Source organism: Ruegeria sp. C8 (assembly GCF_056537565.1).
In genome coordinates, this window is record NZ_JBQFRV010000003.1 from 261,920 (window position 1) to 276,853 (window position 14,934).

15 protein-coding genes are annotated in these 14,934 nt (G+C 57.2%); 7 read left to right on the forward strand and 8 right to left on the reverse strand.

All coding sequences use genetic code 11. The features are described 5' to 3' along the window. Positions 1-5 precede the first annotated feature (5 nt). Together ACR0KL_RS06700 and ACR0KL_RS06705 are read right to left on the reverse strand one after the other, a co-directional pair. Positions 6-2,147: an ATP-binding protein gene (locus ACR0KL_RS06700; RefSeq protein WP_170679765.1), complete on the reverse strand. Its 2,142-nt coding sequence runs from the start codon at positions 2,145-2,147 to the stop codon at positions 6-8. Further along, entirely contained in the window at positions 2,144-2,851 is a 708-nt protein-coding gene (locus ACR0KL_RS06705) for a response regulator transcription factor (RefSeq protein WP_170679763.1), read from the reverse strand. Before ACR0KL_RS06705 ends, ACR0KL_RS06700 begins: the two co-directional genes overlap by 4 nt. A 322-nt stretch (positions 2,852-3,173) precedes the next feature. On the opposite strand from ACR0KL_RS06705, the gene ACR0KL_RS06710 reads away from it, so the two are divergent. Continuing rightward, positions 3,174-3,800 (forward strand): adenylate/guanylate cyclase domain-containing protein, encoded by a 627-nt coding sequence (locus tag ACR0KL_RS06710; RefSeq protein ID WP_170679761.1) that lies wholly within the window; start codon positions 3,174-3,176, stop codon positions 3,798-3,800. A 132-nt stretch (positions 3,801-3,932) separates the two neighbouring features. On the opposite strand, the gene ACR0KL_RS06715 is transcribed toward ACR0KL_RS06710, so the two are convergent. Continuing rightward, on the reverse strand, positions 3,933-4,700 hold the full coding sequence (locus ACR0KL_RS06715) for a DUF5765 domain-containing protein (protein ID WP_170679759.1): 768 nt from the start codon (positions 4,698-4,700) through the stop codon (positions 3,933-3,935). A 40-nt stretch (positions 4,701-4,740) separates the two neighbouring features. Here ACR0KL_RS06715 and ACR0KL_RS06720 point away from each other — a divergent pair, with 40 nt between their 5' ends. Next, the gene (locus ACR0KL_RS06720; protein WP_170679757.1) at positions 4,741-5,595 is read left to right on the forward strand and encodes a class I SAM-dependent methyltransferase; all 855 of its coding nucleotides are present in this window, start codon (positions 4,741-4,743) and stop codon (positions 5,593-5,595) included. Positions 5,596-5,692: 97 nt separating this feature from the next. Next, the gene (locus ACR0KL_RS06725) at positions 5,693-6,703 is read left to right on the forward strand and encodes a fatty acid desaturase (RefSeq protein ID WP_170679755.1); all 1,011 of its coding nucleotides are present in this window, start codon (positions 5,693-5,695) and stop codon (positions 6,701-6,703) included. A gap of 8 nt (positions 6,704-6,711) precedes the next feature. Here the strand turns inward: ACR0KL_RS06725 and ACR0KL_RS06730 are convergent, their stop codons facing one another. The 4 genes from ACR0KL_RS06730 to ACR0KL_RS06745 all read right to left on the reverse strand — a co-directional run bounded on the left by ACR0KL_RS06730 (position 6,712) and on the right by ACR0KL_RS06745 (position 9,832). Continuing rightward, the gene (locus tag ACR0KL_RS06730; RefSeq protein ID WP_170679754.1) at positions 6,712-7,638 is read right to left on the reverse strand and encodes a hypothetical protein; all 927 of its coding nucleotides are present in this window, start codon (positions 7,636-7,638) and stop codon (positions 6,712-6,714) included. A gap of 93 nt (positions 7,639-7,731) precedes the next feature. Then, the gene (locus ACR0KL_RS06735) at positions 7,732-7,992 is read right to left on the reverse strand and encodes a DUF6525 family protein (RefSeq protein ID WP_170679752.1); all 261 of its coding nucleotides are present in this window, start codon (positions 7,990-7,992) and stop codon (positions 7,732-7,734) included. Beyond that, complete coding sequence (locus ACR0KL_RS06740) at positions 7,989-8,624, reverse strand: DUF1826 domain-containing protein (RefSeq protein WP_170679750.1); 636 nt, start codon at positions 8,622-8,624, stop codon at positions 7,989-7,991. Before ACR0KL_RS06740 ends, ACR0KL_RS06735 begins: the two co-directional genes overlap by 4 nt. After that, the gene (locus tag ACR0KL_RS06745) at positions 8,621-9,832 is read right to left on the reverse strand and encodes a GTP-binding protein (protein WP_480776804.1); all 1,212 of its coding nucleotides are present in this window, start codon (positions 9,830-9,832) and stop codon (positions 8,621-8,623) included. Before ACR0KL_RS06745 ends, ACR0KL_RS06740 begins: the two co-directional genes overlap by 4 nt. Positions 9,833-9,936: 104 nt before the next feature. Between ACR0KL_RS06745 and ACR0KL_RS06750 the strand changes: the two genes are divergently transcribed. Then, positions 9,937-10,332, forward strand: coding sequence for an Rrf2 family transcriptional regulator (locus ACR0KL_RS06750; protein ID WP_170679746.1), 396 nt, complete (start codon positions 9,937-9,939; stop codon positions 10,330-10,332). Positions 10,333-10,516: 184 nt separating this feature from the next. Here the strand turns inward: ACR0KL_RS06750 and ACR0KL_RS06755 are convergent, their stop codons facing one another. Beyond that, positions 10,517-11,545 carry a LacI family DNA-binding transcriptional regulator gene (locus ACR0KL_RS06755; RefSeq protein ID WP_170679744.1) on the reverse strand — a complete coding sequence of 343 codons (1,029 nt, stop codon included), beginning with the start codon at positions 11,543-11,545 and terminating at the stop codon, positions 10,517-10,519. A gap of 216 nt (positions 11,546-11,761) precedes the next feature. Between ACR0KL_RS06755 and ACR0KL_RS06760 the strand changes: the two genes are divergently transcribed. The 3 genes from ACR0KL_RS06760 (at position 11,762) to ACR0KL_RS06770 (ending at position 14,925) form a co-directional block, all read left to right on the forward strand. Continuing rightward, positions 11,762-13,066, forward strand: coding sequence for an extracellular solute-binding protein (locus tag ACR0KL_RS06760; protein WP_170376927.1), 1,305 nt, complete (start codon positions 11,762-11,764; stop codon positions 13,064-13,066). 72 nt (positions 13,067-13,138) lie between these two features. Then, positions 13,139-14,020 carry an ABC transporter permease subunit gene (locus ACR0KL_RS06765; RefSeq protein ID WP_170376925.1) on the forward strand — a complete coding sequence of 294 codons (882 nt, stop codon included), beginning with the start codon at positions 13,139-13,141 and terminating at the stop codon, positions 14,018-14,020. Positions 14,021-14,031: 11 nt separating this feature from the next. Then, positions 14,032-14,925, forward strand: a complete 894-nt coding sequence (locus tag ACR0KL_RS06770) for an ABC transporter permease subunit (RefSeq protein ID WP_170640327.1) — start codon at positions 14,032-14,034, stop codon at positions 14,923-14,925. Positions 14,926-14,934 lie beyond the last annotated feature (9 nt).

The following is a 14,934-nucleotide window of genomic DNA, read 5'->3' on the forward strand; positions in this document are numbered from 1 at the left end:
CCACATCACGAGGCCTGTCGTTTAAGGCCCTGAATGACGACCCCGCAGGATTGAATTAGCTTGTCCAACTCAGCGCCGTAATTCTCGGCGCCGCTTCGCAAAAGCCCCTCGACCGATTGTGCCTTGGCGGCCAATTCCGTCTCTCCAAAACTGGAGACGCTACCATAAACACGGTGAACGAGAAACTCGATCCGGTCCCTGTCACCCTGCCCCTGCGCTTTCTTAAGCTCGACATAACAATCTTCGAGCGACTCACGGAATGTCAGGAAAACCTGATCCAACTCTTCATTGCTCAGGAATTTCCTCAGGCGTTCTTTGGTGTCATCGGTGTTTGGAATATAGGATATCGCGGACGACGGCTGCCCGAGTGAGGCTCGCATGGCACCATACAGTACCCGCTCGTCCAAAGGTTTGGACACAACCGCATCAAAGCCAGCGTTCGTGTATTCATCCAGATCTTCGGGCATCACGTTGGCCGTCACGGCGATGGTCGTGATCGACTTGTCCAATCCCGCTTCCTTGGCAATCTGCTTCAGGTCACGGGCCAATTGAACGCCGGTCGTGTCGGGCAGTCGGATATCGGTCAGAATGCAATCGGTGTCATCTGGACGGAAGCGCGCAATCGCCTCTTTGCCGTTGGCCGCTGCGGTGACCGTGTGACCATCCCTCTCTAGCAGGCTTTTGAGGATCTCCATGCTGGTCGGGTCGTCCTCGATGATCAGAACATTTTGCTTCGTCCCGACCGTGGCTGCAAATCCTGCCATCTCGGATTGCGGGCTTGGTGCCGGAGCTGCGTGGAAGGGTACTTCGACCCGGAACACTGTCCCCTCGCCCAGATTGCTTTTGACCGACACCTGCCCGTTCAGCGTTGATACAAGCCCACGCACAATCGAAAGCCCCAGCCCGGTTCCACCTGTTTTGCGCGAGTCGATGTTCGAGGCCTGCGTGAAGGGTTCAAAGATATCTTTGACCTGATGTTCGGGCACACCAATCCCAGTATCGCTGACCGTAAAGGCCACCGACTGCTTTGATTGCTCAAAAGACAACGTGACTGAGCCTTCATTGGTGAACTTCACCGCGTTGCCTAGAAGGTTCAGCAGGATGTGCCGCAGGTGGCCGCTATTGCCGCTGAGATAAACGCCATCGTCAAACTGCGGGATGATCAACTGTACGTTCTTCGACCGAGCCAGCGGGCGCAAGACGGCCTCGAGGTCTTGCAGAACTTCGGACAGGTTGAAGGTGCGGAATTCGCGATCTTCGGGCTTTTCCTCAAGACGCGCGATGTTGAGGACATCGTCGATCAGATTGCGCATCGCAAGGCTCGAGCGTTCAATCTCATCCAGTCTCTGGTCCAGAGACTCGGGATCCTGCGGGGTCAATTTGATCAGGCGGATATTGCCCACGATGCCATTCAGAGGCGTGCGCAGCTCATGACTTGCGGTTGCCAGAAACTGGGATTTCGCCTCATTCGCCTTTTCCGCATCGTTGCGCGCCTTTTCCAGATAAACACTCTGCACGAAATTCGCTCGCAGTGTGCGCTCGGAAAAGAACTTGGCATAGAGACCGATCAGAACAGTGGAAGCCAAAACGAAGGAGGGGCCAATCCAGGTATCAATACCGCTGCTCAAGCTCGTTTTGTCGAACACCAGATAGTACGAGACTGGAACGAACAGCAAAAGTTGCAAAGCCGCCGAGTGGGAGAAGACGAAGGGCAGGAACACAGTGCCCGCAAGGCTGATCAGCGCAAATCGATACAGAAAATCCTTGGATTCATGATCCCCGGAGAAGGCGAAGGCGGCCCAGATTGCCAGATACATCATGGACCAGCCGGTAGAGATGATCACAGGCAAAGTACGCGCGGGAAGTTTGTGTGAGAAAAAGAACAGCCCGAAGATAAACGAGATGATGAACAGCCGTGCGCCCCAAACAGCCAGATCCTGACCCGAGAAGCTGCGGGAATGAAGAACAAAAACTTCGAGAAAAGCAAAGACGACATAGAAAGACGCACCAAACAGCAGCGCTGTGCGGAATTGCCCGCGTGTGGATTCGAAGTACCAATCGCGGTATTGGGCCTCGAACTTCTTGTCCAGAAAGTTCTGGGTGACCGCGTTGATCGGCTCATCATATATGAAGGCGCGGGGTTTCACTGTCGCGTCACCCCCAGTCGATAGCCCACCCCGTGGACCGTCACGATGATCTTTGGACCATCGCCGCCATCCGACAGCTTCCTGCGGATCTTGGCAACCAGAGCGTCAATTGTTCGCTCTCCGACGTCATGATCCGGCGACAGGGCGACCGCATCCAGCAGCACCGAGCGGGACAGCACCCGACCGTTCGCGTTGACGATGGCCATCAGCACGTCGAACTCGGCCCGTGTGACGGGTATGACCTCGTGCTGGGCGTTCCAGACCTGTCGACTGTCCAGATCAATCTCGATCTCTCCCAGCCGGACTTTGGTATCTTGACGGGGCATCTGAGCCTGGGGGTTTGTACGTCTGAGCACTGCGTTGATCCGGGACAAAAGCTCATCCGGGTCGAACGGCTTTGTCAGATAGTCGTCACCCCCGATGTCCAACCCGCTGATCTTGTCGCTCGCGCTATTGCGGGACGACACGAAGATGATCGGCGGATGTGCCGATTTCGCCCGCATCGAACGCGCAAGCACCAGACCGTCTTCATCCGGCAATCCGAGGTCCAGCAGCGCGATATCCACGGATTGGGACGCAAGCGTCGCGCGCGCATCCGCAACATTGGACGCCTGAAGAACATTGTAATGCGGTCGAAGGAGCGCGGACGTCAGAGCAAGCAATGACGGGTCGTCCTCTACCAACAATACGTTCAGCTTCTTCAACTCTGCGGTCCTACATGTCTGTTTCTAAACACAGCTTGGCACGTGTGAGTGTTTTCGTCCAAACCATCCCCACACTCTTTTTGGAATATGTTCAGCCACGGACACAAGCCTAGCGTGCGTAAGAACCGGGCCTGTTAACATCTGGTTAACATCTGCATCGCGGTTTGGTGACAATTTGATTTTAATCTCTGTTTCAACGTCCCGATTTGTTGGTGCAGTTATGTTGAATACATCTTTTGAAATTATTGAACCCATCGACGATCCCGAACTGTCTGAACTTCGGGCGCCATGCAGCAAGCATAGCACTCTGGCAGTCGTTGATATGGAGAGTAACGAACCGGCGGTCGTGAAGACCTTTCCGGTTCGCCCGACGATCATCCACCCTCAGCCGAGCGCATTGATCGACCAAACGTTCGAGGACAATATCGCCGAATGCGCGGCCGATGGTGAAAACAAAAGCCTGTTGGTCACGATCATGATGACCGATGTGGCGAACTCGACCGAGATCGTTGCGCGTCTGGGCGATGCCGAGTGGCGCGATGTCACGGATGCTCTGGATACGGCAGCGCTTGAAACCGTTGCAGAACACGAAGGCACACTTGTGAAACTGATGGGCGACGGCATGCTGGCGATCTTTCCTCGCCCCAGTGCCGCCATCGCCTGCGCTAAGGCCTTTCGGGTCACAGCAGACGCGCTTGGCCTAAAGCTTCGGGCCGGTATTCATTGTGGCGAGTGCTTGCGCACCACCAACGATGTGACAGGCATCGCAATCGCAATCGCGGCCCGTGTTCTCAGCCTGACACCCGGTGGGCAGACATGGGTTTCCAGCACCGTGCGCGATCTGGTTTTGGGCCTGGGGCTGGAGTTTCAGGAAATTGGACCCAAACAACTGAAAGGCCTGAGTGACGATTGGGTTCTGTATCAACTGGAGGATGACGACGAGACTTAGTCGCCTCCATAGTGTTTCTTGCCTCCCACCGGCTTGAGGGGGAACCGGGTCTCCGACCAGATTGGAACCGCGGTTCGCAGGTTAGGCACGAGGTAAAGAAAGTGATGCGCGGGTGAACGGTTTGTTAGGGTATTAGAGTGGTTTTTTATTGGTCCCGTTCACCCAGCGCAGCACAGTCCACAAAGGCCATGATCTTGCTTGCAGCGCCGATTTGAGCGGCGTGAACACGATCATCATGACAATGCCCAGCGAGAACAGACACCAGATCGCAGGCATTTCCGTAGGGCTATCGGTTGAGGCCCAGGCCAGCGTGGGCCCGATAAGCAGTTGAAACCCCGCGACTTTCCATGCGCCCAGAACGGCGGGCAGCAGAAACATCACCGTAAAATAGACCGGGAAGTTCAGATCATATTGCTGCCCAAGAATCGTTGCAGGCAGGCTTTCACCCAGATCATTCAGTGGCAAATGCCACCCTATGTGCCAGCTTTCCGCCTTCACACACAGATGATCGCTGCACAAAAGACGACCCGGTCGGCACGGGCCTGCCCACTCGAACGGATAAATTTGCAGCAACAGATACGCTCCAGTCACTGCGCCAAGACCTAAGACCACGGGCGCTATCATACCGCGTACATCCTTTGGGATGAAATACAAGGCGAGAATGCCGGTAAACAGCGGCTGAAAGGCGATATGTATATAGGCCAGCAACGCGGCGACCTGATTTTGGGGCAATGCGCATTGCCCCTCGACAGAATAGGAATAGCCCTGCAGCACCTCAATCGCGGTGAAATACACCAGCGGAGACCAAAGCAGCGGGCTCTCGCCTTGGCGTATGGCCTTGACGGTGGCGATCACCCCGACGGCGGCAATGGTATAGGACGCTGGCCCGCTCCAACACATTGTTATATCAATCCTTCAAACCACTCGTCTTGGGATCAGTATGCATTCGGTCAGCCCTCAAGAAAGCCTTTTTTCGGTCGACGACATTCTTGAGGATTTCGCGCGGTTCGACTTTCCCCTGAAAGACATCTGGCTTAGCGCAGCTCGGTTTCATTTCCAGAATCTCGACCCTGAAATCTGCGCCCTGCCCCCCGGCGCGCGCGCGCTGGAGATCGGCTGCGGGGCAGGTATCCTGCTGACCATGCTGCGCCAGCGGAACCCTAACATCACGCTGGACGCCATTGAGCCTTTCGCCGAAGGCTTCGCACCGATGGAGCATGTTCTGGATCACGCCGCCAAACTGGGCGGGGACATCCACCGCAGCACCTATGAGGCCTACACTCCGTCACAACCCTATCACCTGATCTACATGGTCAACGTGCTGGAGCATTTGCCGGATTGGCGGCATTTCCTGGATACGCTGCCGCGTTTTCTGGCCCCACAGGGCCGCTGCCTGATCCTGTGCCCTAATTACGGCTTCCCGTATGAGCCGCATTTCAACATCCCCGCGCTTCGCTCAAAGACCCTGACACGGCGATTGTTTCGAAAGCGGATCACATGGGTTGAGGACACCTACGAAGTTCATGGGTTGTGGAACAGCCTCAACTTCGTTCGTCTTGCCCAGATCAAACGCCACCTAAAAGGGTCAAGCCTGCGCCTGCGCGTGCGGTCTGAGATCACCGACCGCATGATCGACAGGTTCAGCGACGACCCGGTTTTTCAGGAACATATCGGAGTGTTCAACACGATCGGGCGCGGGGCACAGAAACTGGGCCTCACGCAGGTGGTCCGCGTTTGGCCATTCGAAAACATACAGCCCTATATGTTTCTGGAGCTGTCCCGAACCGACGCCTGAGCCGCGCACCTCAACGAATTTGGCGGAAATCCAAAGCCGTGCTAACGATTGGGGACGCCAAGCAATTTCATAGTCTCAATCATTTTCAGTGACGGTAATGAGTTCGATCAAGGTTCCGAAGGAATTTACAAAACCAGATGATGGGATGGCGTTCAAAGCGCTGGCGATCAGCGCGGGCGTCGTCGCTGCAGGGCTTGCTATCCCTGCCCTTTTTCCCGGGGCATGGCTTTCCCTGACCTTAGGTTCGTTTCTGTTTGGAGCCGGTATACTTAGGCTCTACTCCATTCAGCATGATTGTGGGCACTACAGCTTTTTCACAAACCGCACGTGGAATGATCTCCTTGGGAACCTCCTGTGCCTCTTTTCCGGGATCGCGCATAGCGTTCTGAGGTATAATCACAATTTGCATCACCAGCATCTGGGCAATCTGGATCACCGGGACGCCCACGAGGTCTATGTCATGACCCGGCGCGAATACGAAGCCGCGCCCCTGTCCAGGAAACTTTTCTACCGCGCCTATCGGCACCCCATCACATTGTTCCTGATCGGCCCGGTCCTGATCTACTTCGTCCAATACCGCTGGCCCCGAAACACGCGACGCGTCAGCGTCCGGGATGTTCTTTTGCAGAATTTCGCAATGTTCGCTTTTTGGGGCCTGATCATCACACTTCTTGGCTGGTGGAGTTTTTACGCCCTGATCCTTGGTAGCCTTCTTGCAGGCAGTTTCGGAATATTTGTCGTCTATGTCGGGCACAACTTCGAAGAAACCTATTGGCGGCAGTCGGGCGACAAAACCGCCCATGCAGCGGCTCTGCACGGTGCGAGTTCGCTCCGACTAGGACCGGTTGTGGATTTTGTTCTGCTGAATTTCGGTTTCCATGACCTGCATCACCTGAACGCCAAAATCCCCTGCTATCACCTCAAGGCCTGTAACGCCTCAATTGCGCAGGACTGGAACAGCGCGGCGATCGACGTCCGAGGCGCGCTGAGTTGCCTGAAATGGAGGCTGTGGGACGAGGATACCAATCGGATGATCCCCTTCCCTCATAGTCTGCGCCATGATCTCAGTCTGGACTGGCGCGGCCCGGCACCTTCGGCGGAGCTTTAGACCTGGCGCTACTGTGACGGCAGGCCGGTGTCGGGCATGGTGAAATCGTCCGGCAGGATCACGATATCCTTGGGGTCGACTGTCAGCCTCATCGACGTGGGCGAGGTCACCTCGACCACATTGTGGAAATGGGCGTCATAGTCTTCGGGCAGAAGCATGCGATCGTCCCGGTCCCTCGGGTCCGCGCGCAGCCAGGTATCGAACCCGGTCAAATCGTCGAATTCATCTGCGAAATAGTCATGCAGGCGCCGGAAGAGCTTGGGCCAGATTGCCAGATCCTGATAATTCGCAGGGGTTACTTCGAAGTCTTGACCGGGGGCCGACGCATCATCGGGATACAGGCCATTTCCAGTCGCGCGGGCCTGATCAGCAATCCCTCCGAGATGCTGCGCAAGAGATATCGGCAGCGTCAGGTAGAACAGTGGATAGGACTGACCAGCCTCCAGGCTGCGCGCGTTGAAGCTCAGATCCACGCGGTCCGGCATCAGTTTGAATACCTCACCGTCCGGTTCGGGCGCATCACCCGAGTAGACAAAGGCCACAATCCGGCCGTGGCCGTCCAGACCATTGGTCAGGATGTAGCCGCGAACCGGGTTGTTTTCGACCTGCTTCACCTTGTTGGGCTTGTCCTCCCAGAACACCACGTCTCCGAACCCGGCCCAATCCAATAGAAAATCGCGCGACGCCTCCGCAAGGTGTTTGTTCTGATGCGCGCTGCGGAAATGGGTTTCGAGCGAATCCAGCCCTTCAAAGCGCAGATTGATCATCCCACGCCCATTGAAGCCGGGCCGGGGCTGGCCCGAACGCCAAAGGTCCTGAACAAGCGACGGGTCATCTGGCTTGAATTTCAGAGTATCTCCGTCAGGTTCCGGGCCCTGCTTTGGAATGTCTGGGTAAAAAATATGAAACTCGCCCTTAATCAGCTTATAGGCCATTGCGCCCTCCGTAATTCATCAATCAACAATGATCGGATGGTGACGGCTGAGCGTAGTAGTTTCAAGTCAAAGCGACCCCAGAGCGTGGGTGCCTTAACCGCGCGGCAGGGCCATCACCTTGTCACGTGCCAGTGTACTCGCCTCGGCCCGATTCAGCGATAGCAACGTTTCTTCCGGCGTAAGACCCTTGGCCAGCGCTTTGACCCAAATCCGGCGCGCCGAGACGGGCGACCATGGCAGGGCCGCTTCGGACAACCACTGCCGCAACGGGGCGGGCAGGCTGTCAAAGACGGCCATGGGATCACCCGCGCGCTTCCTGCGACGCAAGCTGCTTTGCCCCAGACTTCCGGTCATGCAGCCTCTTCCGGGTCGGTGATCAGATCCAATACCAGTACGAGCCGGGTCTCGCCGGTGCCTTCGATCGGAGGGGAACGGTGCAAAAGGCCCGACCGCGGTGTTTCCGGCCAGCGTGTCCCGCGCAATAGGATCGGAGAACCGGTTTGCACCGTAAAGACACGTTTCGGCTCAGCGCCATCACGCGAAATGCCGTATTGCGTACCAGTGCCGCGATAAGTGCAGACCAGTCGCGCGGTGATGGCGTCGATATGGAACTTGCGGCAAGCGTTGGTCGTGACAACATCCAGCCGCAACCGCAAATAACGGGCCGAGACGAGATCTGAGAACACCTCTGCCAGTAAGGCGATATCCGCCTCCAGCCAATCCCGCTCAGGGCATGCTGGCAAACCGGACATGTCGCAAAGATGGCCGATTGTTTCGGCCACCTTGCCCAACGGAAGGATCACCCGCCCGTTCGGCAGGTCCTCGGGGTCAAGACTATTTAGCCAGCTTTGAACACTGGGCGGAGTTTGACGCCGCCAAAGTGCCGCGGCGCAACCCGGGTTGAGAAAGGTGCTCAGCGCCTCGGGCGTATCCGCAACGCCAACCCCAACGGCCGCACCGATCACGGTTTGGCGTACAACGCTCATGCCGCCGCCTCAGCCCGACGCCAGATCGGGAACGGGTCGGGATATTCGGGCAAATTGTCGGGGCCCAAAGCCGCAACGGCGGGTACGAGGCAGGCATCCAATCGCGCCCGAAGGGTCGGCCAGTCGATCCCCGCACCGATGAACACAATCTCTTGCCGGCGGTCTCCCCATGGTTCTTGCCAATGAGCCTGCATATAGGCGCGGGCGCTGTCATGGGTCGGTCGGCGTTCTTCCGGAACCGAAGCCCACCAAGTGCCCAAAGGCTGCACGCTAGAGAGCGCCCCGGCCAGCGAAAACTCAGCCACCCAATCGGGACGCGCAGAAATCCAGAAATGCCCCTTGGCCCGGATCACACCCGGCAGATCGCCGTTCAGAACCTCAAAGATACGCTCGGGCACGAAGGGCAGGCGCGCCCGGTAGACATAAGACGCAACACCATATTCTTCAGTCTCCGGCACGTGGTCGGCAAAACCATACAACTCCTTGGCCCACATGGGATGCTCATGGGCTTTATCGAAGTCAAACAGCCCGGTATCGAGAATTTTCTCAGCCGCCACAGCGGAGTGATTGACCTCGACGATCTCGGCATCCGCATTGAGGCTGCGGATGATCTTGCGGGCCGCGTCGACCTTTTTCGGCCCGGCATCGTCGACCTTGTTCAGGATCACGACATCGGCGAATTCGATCTGATCGGTCAGCAAATGGACGAGGGTGCGTTCGTCTTCCTCGCCCATGGTCTCACCGCGATCCTGCAGGAAGTCATGCGAGGAGAAATCCCCGAGCAGGTTTACCGCATCGACAACCGTCACCATCGTGTCCAGCCGTGCAACGTCGGACAGGCTGTCACCATACTCATCGCGGAAATCAAAGGTCGCAGCCACCGGCAGGGGTTCGGAAATACCCGTCGATTCAATCAGCAGATAGTCAAAGCGCCCCTCGGCCGCCAGTCGGCGGACCTCATCCAGCAGGTCATCGCGCAGGGTGCAGCAGATACAGCCGTTCGACATTTCAACCAGCGTCTCGTCCGTGCGGCTCAGCTCGGTATCGGCGCGCACGAGGTCGGCGTCGATATTCACCTCCGACATATCGTTCACGATCACCGCGACACGGCGACCTTCGCGGTTGTTGAGAACCCGGTTCAGCAATGTGGTCTTGCCAGCCCCAAGAAATCCGGAAAGCACCGTGACGGGAAGGCGCGTATCTGACATATGAGTCTCCATAGCTCTGGATGCGGTTCTTGTAACTTTCATAGTTACTAGATTAATGCAACAGCCAAAGTTACGTTGCCAGCAGGTTAGGAGAACCCCGTCATATGAAGCGCAATAGCCGCCTGTCACTTGCCCTGCATACGCTCAGCCACATGGCCGGAGAGCCGGACCGTGTGCGCACCTCAACCGAAATTGCCGACCATGCCGGAACCAACCCGGTTGTTGTGCGTCGTGTTTTGGGAAAACTACGTGCCGCCGGTTTGCTGACGTCCGAGAAAGGCCATGCCGGGGGGTGGCGTCTGGCCCGCGTGCCGAGCGAAATCACGCTAGCCGACGTCTACCTTGCGCTGGACGAGCGCCTTGTCGCAAGCGGCCTTGAAGATGAGGCGCCAACCTGTTCTGTCGAACACGCCCTGCAAAAACGCGTGCGCGGCGTTCTGGAAGAGATCGAGCAAAGCCTGGTGGAAAGACTGTCAGAAACGTCGATCAAAGAGGTCTGAGACAAGCTCCGGCCCGGGCGTCAGCCCAAACTCAAAGCCACCTGCGGCAGTAGAAAGGCATTTGTGTCGGGACCTCTCTCCCTCTTACTGCAAAATCGGGTAAGAGGCGGTGTGTAGAATATCAACAACCAGTACGACGCCGACGAACTCTTCGCGACTTCTGAAACCTCAGGCCGTATCAGCGTCAATGGGTACCGCGCGGGACAAAGAAGGGCTCGATCAGAAGGGTCTCACTGGCCTTAGCCGGTTCAGCCAGACGTTTTTCAAGCAAGGTGATCACATGTTCGACCGAAAGATCGATCGGATTGTTGATCGTGCTGAGATCGAACGCGGGCCACCCAGCCATTTCAATATCGTCAAAGCCCACAATTGAGAGTGTTTCGGGCACGTCCACGCCCAACTCCCGTGCCGCGGTCAATGCTCCGATGGCGCTGGCATCGTTGGCACAGATCAGCGCATCGAGGCTGTTTTCTCGCAGCAGTTTCTGCGCTGCCTCGTAACCAGACCCAACCGTGAAATCTCCGACCTCTTGCGCAATCAGGGACAATCCTGCCGCCGCCAAAGTGTTGACCACACCGGCCCTGCGATCATCTGAAGATCCGAACTCGGCCGCGCCCGCAATGAACCCGAACCGTGTGCGGCCCTTGTCCAACAAAACACGGGTCGCGAGGGTCATCCCCTCAGCATTCTTGCAGCACACATTGTCGATCCCCGCCGCCTCCACGATCCGGCCCGACGAGATCATGGGGACACCGAATTTGCTGCATTGCTCCACAAGCGCGCCGGGCATGCTGCCCCCGCGCAGAATCAGAGCATCCAGCGGATAGCGCAAAACCTGATCCATAGCTGATTCAGCGCTCTCTCCACTGCCATCAATCAGAATCGGCCACTTGTTCAGAGCGTTCAACTGCCCGACCAACCGGTTCACAAACTCCGAGTCGTAGGTGCTCCGCTTGTTGCCCACAAAGACCGCTACGAGGTGCGATCGCCCCCCCTTCAACCCCGCCGCCAACGCATTCGGTTGATACCCCATACGGTCGGCCATCCGCATGATTTTTGTACGTTTTTCCGCATCAAGGTAAGCGCCGGGCGTAAACGCACGGGACACGGCGGAACGGGATACGCCTGCCGCATCGGCAACCGCCTGCGCCGTAACGCGGCGCGGTCTTTCCAGTTGTTTTTTGCTTTCATCAACCACGCCCAAGCTGTCCATCTTTTTTGTCGAATTTGTCAATATTGCTAGAAATCTTTCATCGAACTGTCATACGTTAACAGTATGTGGTCACGTGTGCAGTTTGCGGACGCGTTCCACTGATGCGGGTCGGAGGCTGCGCGCGTAAAACGCCGCAGGGGAGCCTGCATGAAAACTGGCACATAGTGCCAACGGCCTTTTTGCTGCAAAGGGCCGACACCGAACCGGAGGATCGAAATGAACAATCTGAAGTTTTGCGCAACAGCTGCCGCGCTCGCGTTCACCGCGACCGCAGCTTTTGCAGAAACCGAAATCACTTGGTGGCATGCCCATGGCGGGCAGCTGGGTGAAACCGTCAACAAGGTTGCCGAGAAATTCAACGAGTCACAGGACGAGTACACAATCACTCCGATCTACAAGGGCAGCTACGAAGAAACGCTGACCGCCGGGATCGCTGCCTTCCGCGCGGGCGAGCAGCCCAACATCATGCAGGTGTTTGACGCAGGCGCCGCCACCGTGATCGCTGCCAAAGGCGCAACCGTTCCGGTTCAGGACCTGCTGGCTGAAAACGGCGTCGAATTCGACATCAACGATTACATCGCCGGCGTGCGTTATTTCTATGCCGACAGCGATGGCAAGATGATCGGGATGCCGTTCAACTCGTCGACCCCGATCCTGTATTACAATGTCGACGCTCTGGAAGCCGCAGGCGTGACCCCGCCGAAGACATGGGAAGAATTCCAGTCGACCACCGCACCGGCGCTGAAAGAGGCAGGCTACATCCCGCTCAGCCAGTCGCACCTGCCCTGGATCTTCACCGAGAACTTCATGTCGCGCCACAACCTGCCGTTTGCGACCAACAACAACGGCTATGACGGCATGGACACCGAGATCCTCGTCAACAACGACGCGATCAAGGCGCACTTCACCGCCGTGACCGAGTGGAAAGACAACGGCATGTTCGAATGGTATGGCACCGGTTGGGGTGACAACGCAAAACCGTTCGAAGAAGGCAAAGTTGCGATGTGGCTGGGCTCGTCCGGTTCCTTCGGCGGCCTGCTGCAGAAAGACCTGGGCTTTGAATTCAGCGCGGTTGAGCTGCCCTATTGGGAAGCTGTCACTGCTGAGCCGACCCAAACCTTCATCGGTGGCGCAGCTCTGTTCGCGATGTCGGGCAAGTCGGACGAGGAAAACAAGGCAACTGCCGAGTTCTTCCGCTTCCTGACCGCACCTGAGACACAGTATTTCTGGCACCAGGAAACCGGCTATGTCCCGATCACCGAGGCCGCTTATGAAGCCGCCAAGGCAGACGGCCACTATGACCGCTACCCTGCCGCCGAAGTTGGCGTAAACCAGCTGCAAGCCAAGGCCGGTGACAACACCAAGGGCTACCGCATGGGCTTCTACGTTCAGATCCGCGACATCATGAACCGCGAGTATGGCCGTATCCTGACCGGTGAGACCGACGTGGAAAGCGCTTTCCAGAACATTGAAGCCGAAGCCAACGAATTGCTGGCACGCTTCGCCAAGACTCAGGGCTAAGGTTCTGGGATCACCCCCAAGATGGTCGCGCCTTTGGGCGCGGCCATCCCCCATTTTGCAACTGGACTAACAATGAAACGCGCGGGCTTCGACACTATCTGGCTTCCTGTGGCGCTGCTGCTGCCGCAGCTCATGATCATCGCCATCTTCTTCTACTGGCCCGCTGGATGGGCGCTGCAATCGTCGTTCTTTTTGCAGGACCCGTTCGGGTTCGGCTCGACCTTTGTGGGGGCGGACAATTACACCTCATTGCTGGGCAATGATCAGTACAAACGCATCGCGTGGTTTACGGTTGTCTTCTCCATTCTGGTCACTTTCTTTTCACTGGCCATCGCGCTGTTGCTGGCGGTCAAGGCTGACAAGGTGATCCGAGGGGCGAGATCCTATCGCACCCTGCTGATGTGGGTCTACGCGATCGCACCCCCGGTAGCAGGGTTTCTGGGCATTCTGTTCTTTGATCAAAGCACCGGCCCCATGACCAAGTTCTTCGGGCTGTTCGGCTGGGAGTTCAAACTGGGCGTTGACTACAACGCCACCGCAACGGCAATGATCATCGTCGCGGTGTGGAAACAGATCCCGGTCAATTTCATCTTCTTCCTTTCGGGCCTGCAATCCATCCCACGCTCGGTCCGCGAGGCGGCCATGATCGACAACCGTTCATCCACGCGGCGGTTCTGGGATGTGACCTTTCCTCTGCTGGCCCCGACCGCGTTTTTCCTGCTGATCATCAACATCACCTATGCCTTGTTCGACACATTCGGCATCATCGACGCACTGATGAAGGGTGAGCCGGGCAACAACCCGATGACCCTTGTCTACAAGGTGTATCTGGATGGCTTCCGCGGCAACGACCTTGGCGGATCATCCGCGCAATCCGTTGTGTTGATGGCCCTTGTTCTGATCCTGACCGTCTTCCAGTTCCGGCTGGTGGAACGCCGGATTCACTATACCTGAGGGAGGATATCATGGCCGACACCACACTCGACACACCCGCCGTGACCCGCAAATCCCGCCGAATCCGCTGGGAAACGATCGGAGACCACTTTGTCCTCATCCTTGGGTCCTTGCTGATGATCCTACCGCCTCTGCTGGCGCTGACCACGGCCAGCCACGATGCGGTCACCATCCACCGCGAGGGCATCCAACTGGGCCTTGGCGACGACCTGGGCAAGAACTTCAACGCCGCCATGTTTGAAAAAGGCGGATTCACGCAGACAGTTGATGGAACCTTGATGCTGATGAACTCCTTCATTTTGGGCATCGGCTTTGCCGTGGGCAAGATCATCATCTCGATGATGGCCGCCTATGCCATCGTCTATTTCCGTCTGCGTTTTGCAACGCTGGCCTTCTGGGTGATCTTCACCACCCTGTTGCTGCCGCTTGAGGTCCGCATCCTGCCTTCCTACGAAGCGATCCAGAAACTGGGCCTGACCAACACCTATACCGGTCTGATCGTTCCCCTGATCGCATCTGCCACAGGCACGTTCTTCTTCCGGCAGTTCTTTATGTCCGTCCCCGAAGAACTGGCCGAGGCGGCCCGGATCGATGGCGCAGGGCCGTGGAAGTTCTTCATCGACATCCTCGTCCCGCTCAGCCGCACAATGATTGCAGCGATCTTCATCATCATGTTCGTCTTTGGCTGGAACCAGTACCTGTGGCCGACGCTGATCACGACGGATGAAAGCTTCTTCACGCTGGTCCGGGGCATCAAGCAGATCGTGCTGACCTACACCGACAGTCAGATCCCCGAGCATGGACAAGCGTTGGCGCTGGCCATTGTTGCGATGATCCCGCCGGTGGCGATCGTCATCTTCTTCCAGAATTGGTTCGTCAAGGGCCTCACAGAATCCGACAAATAAGGAATACGC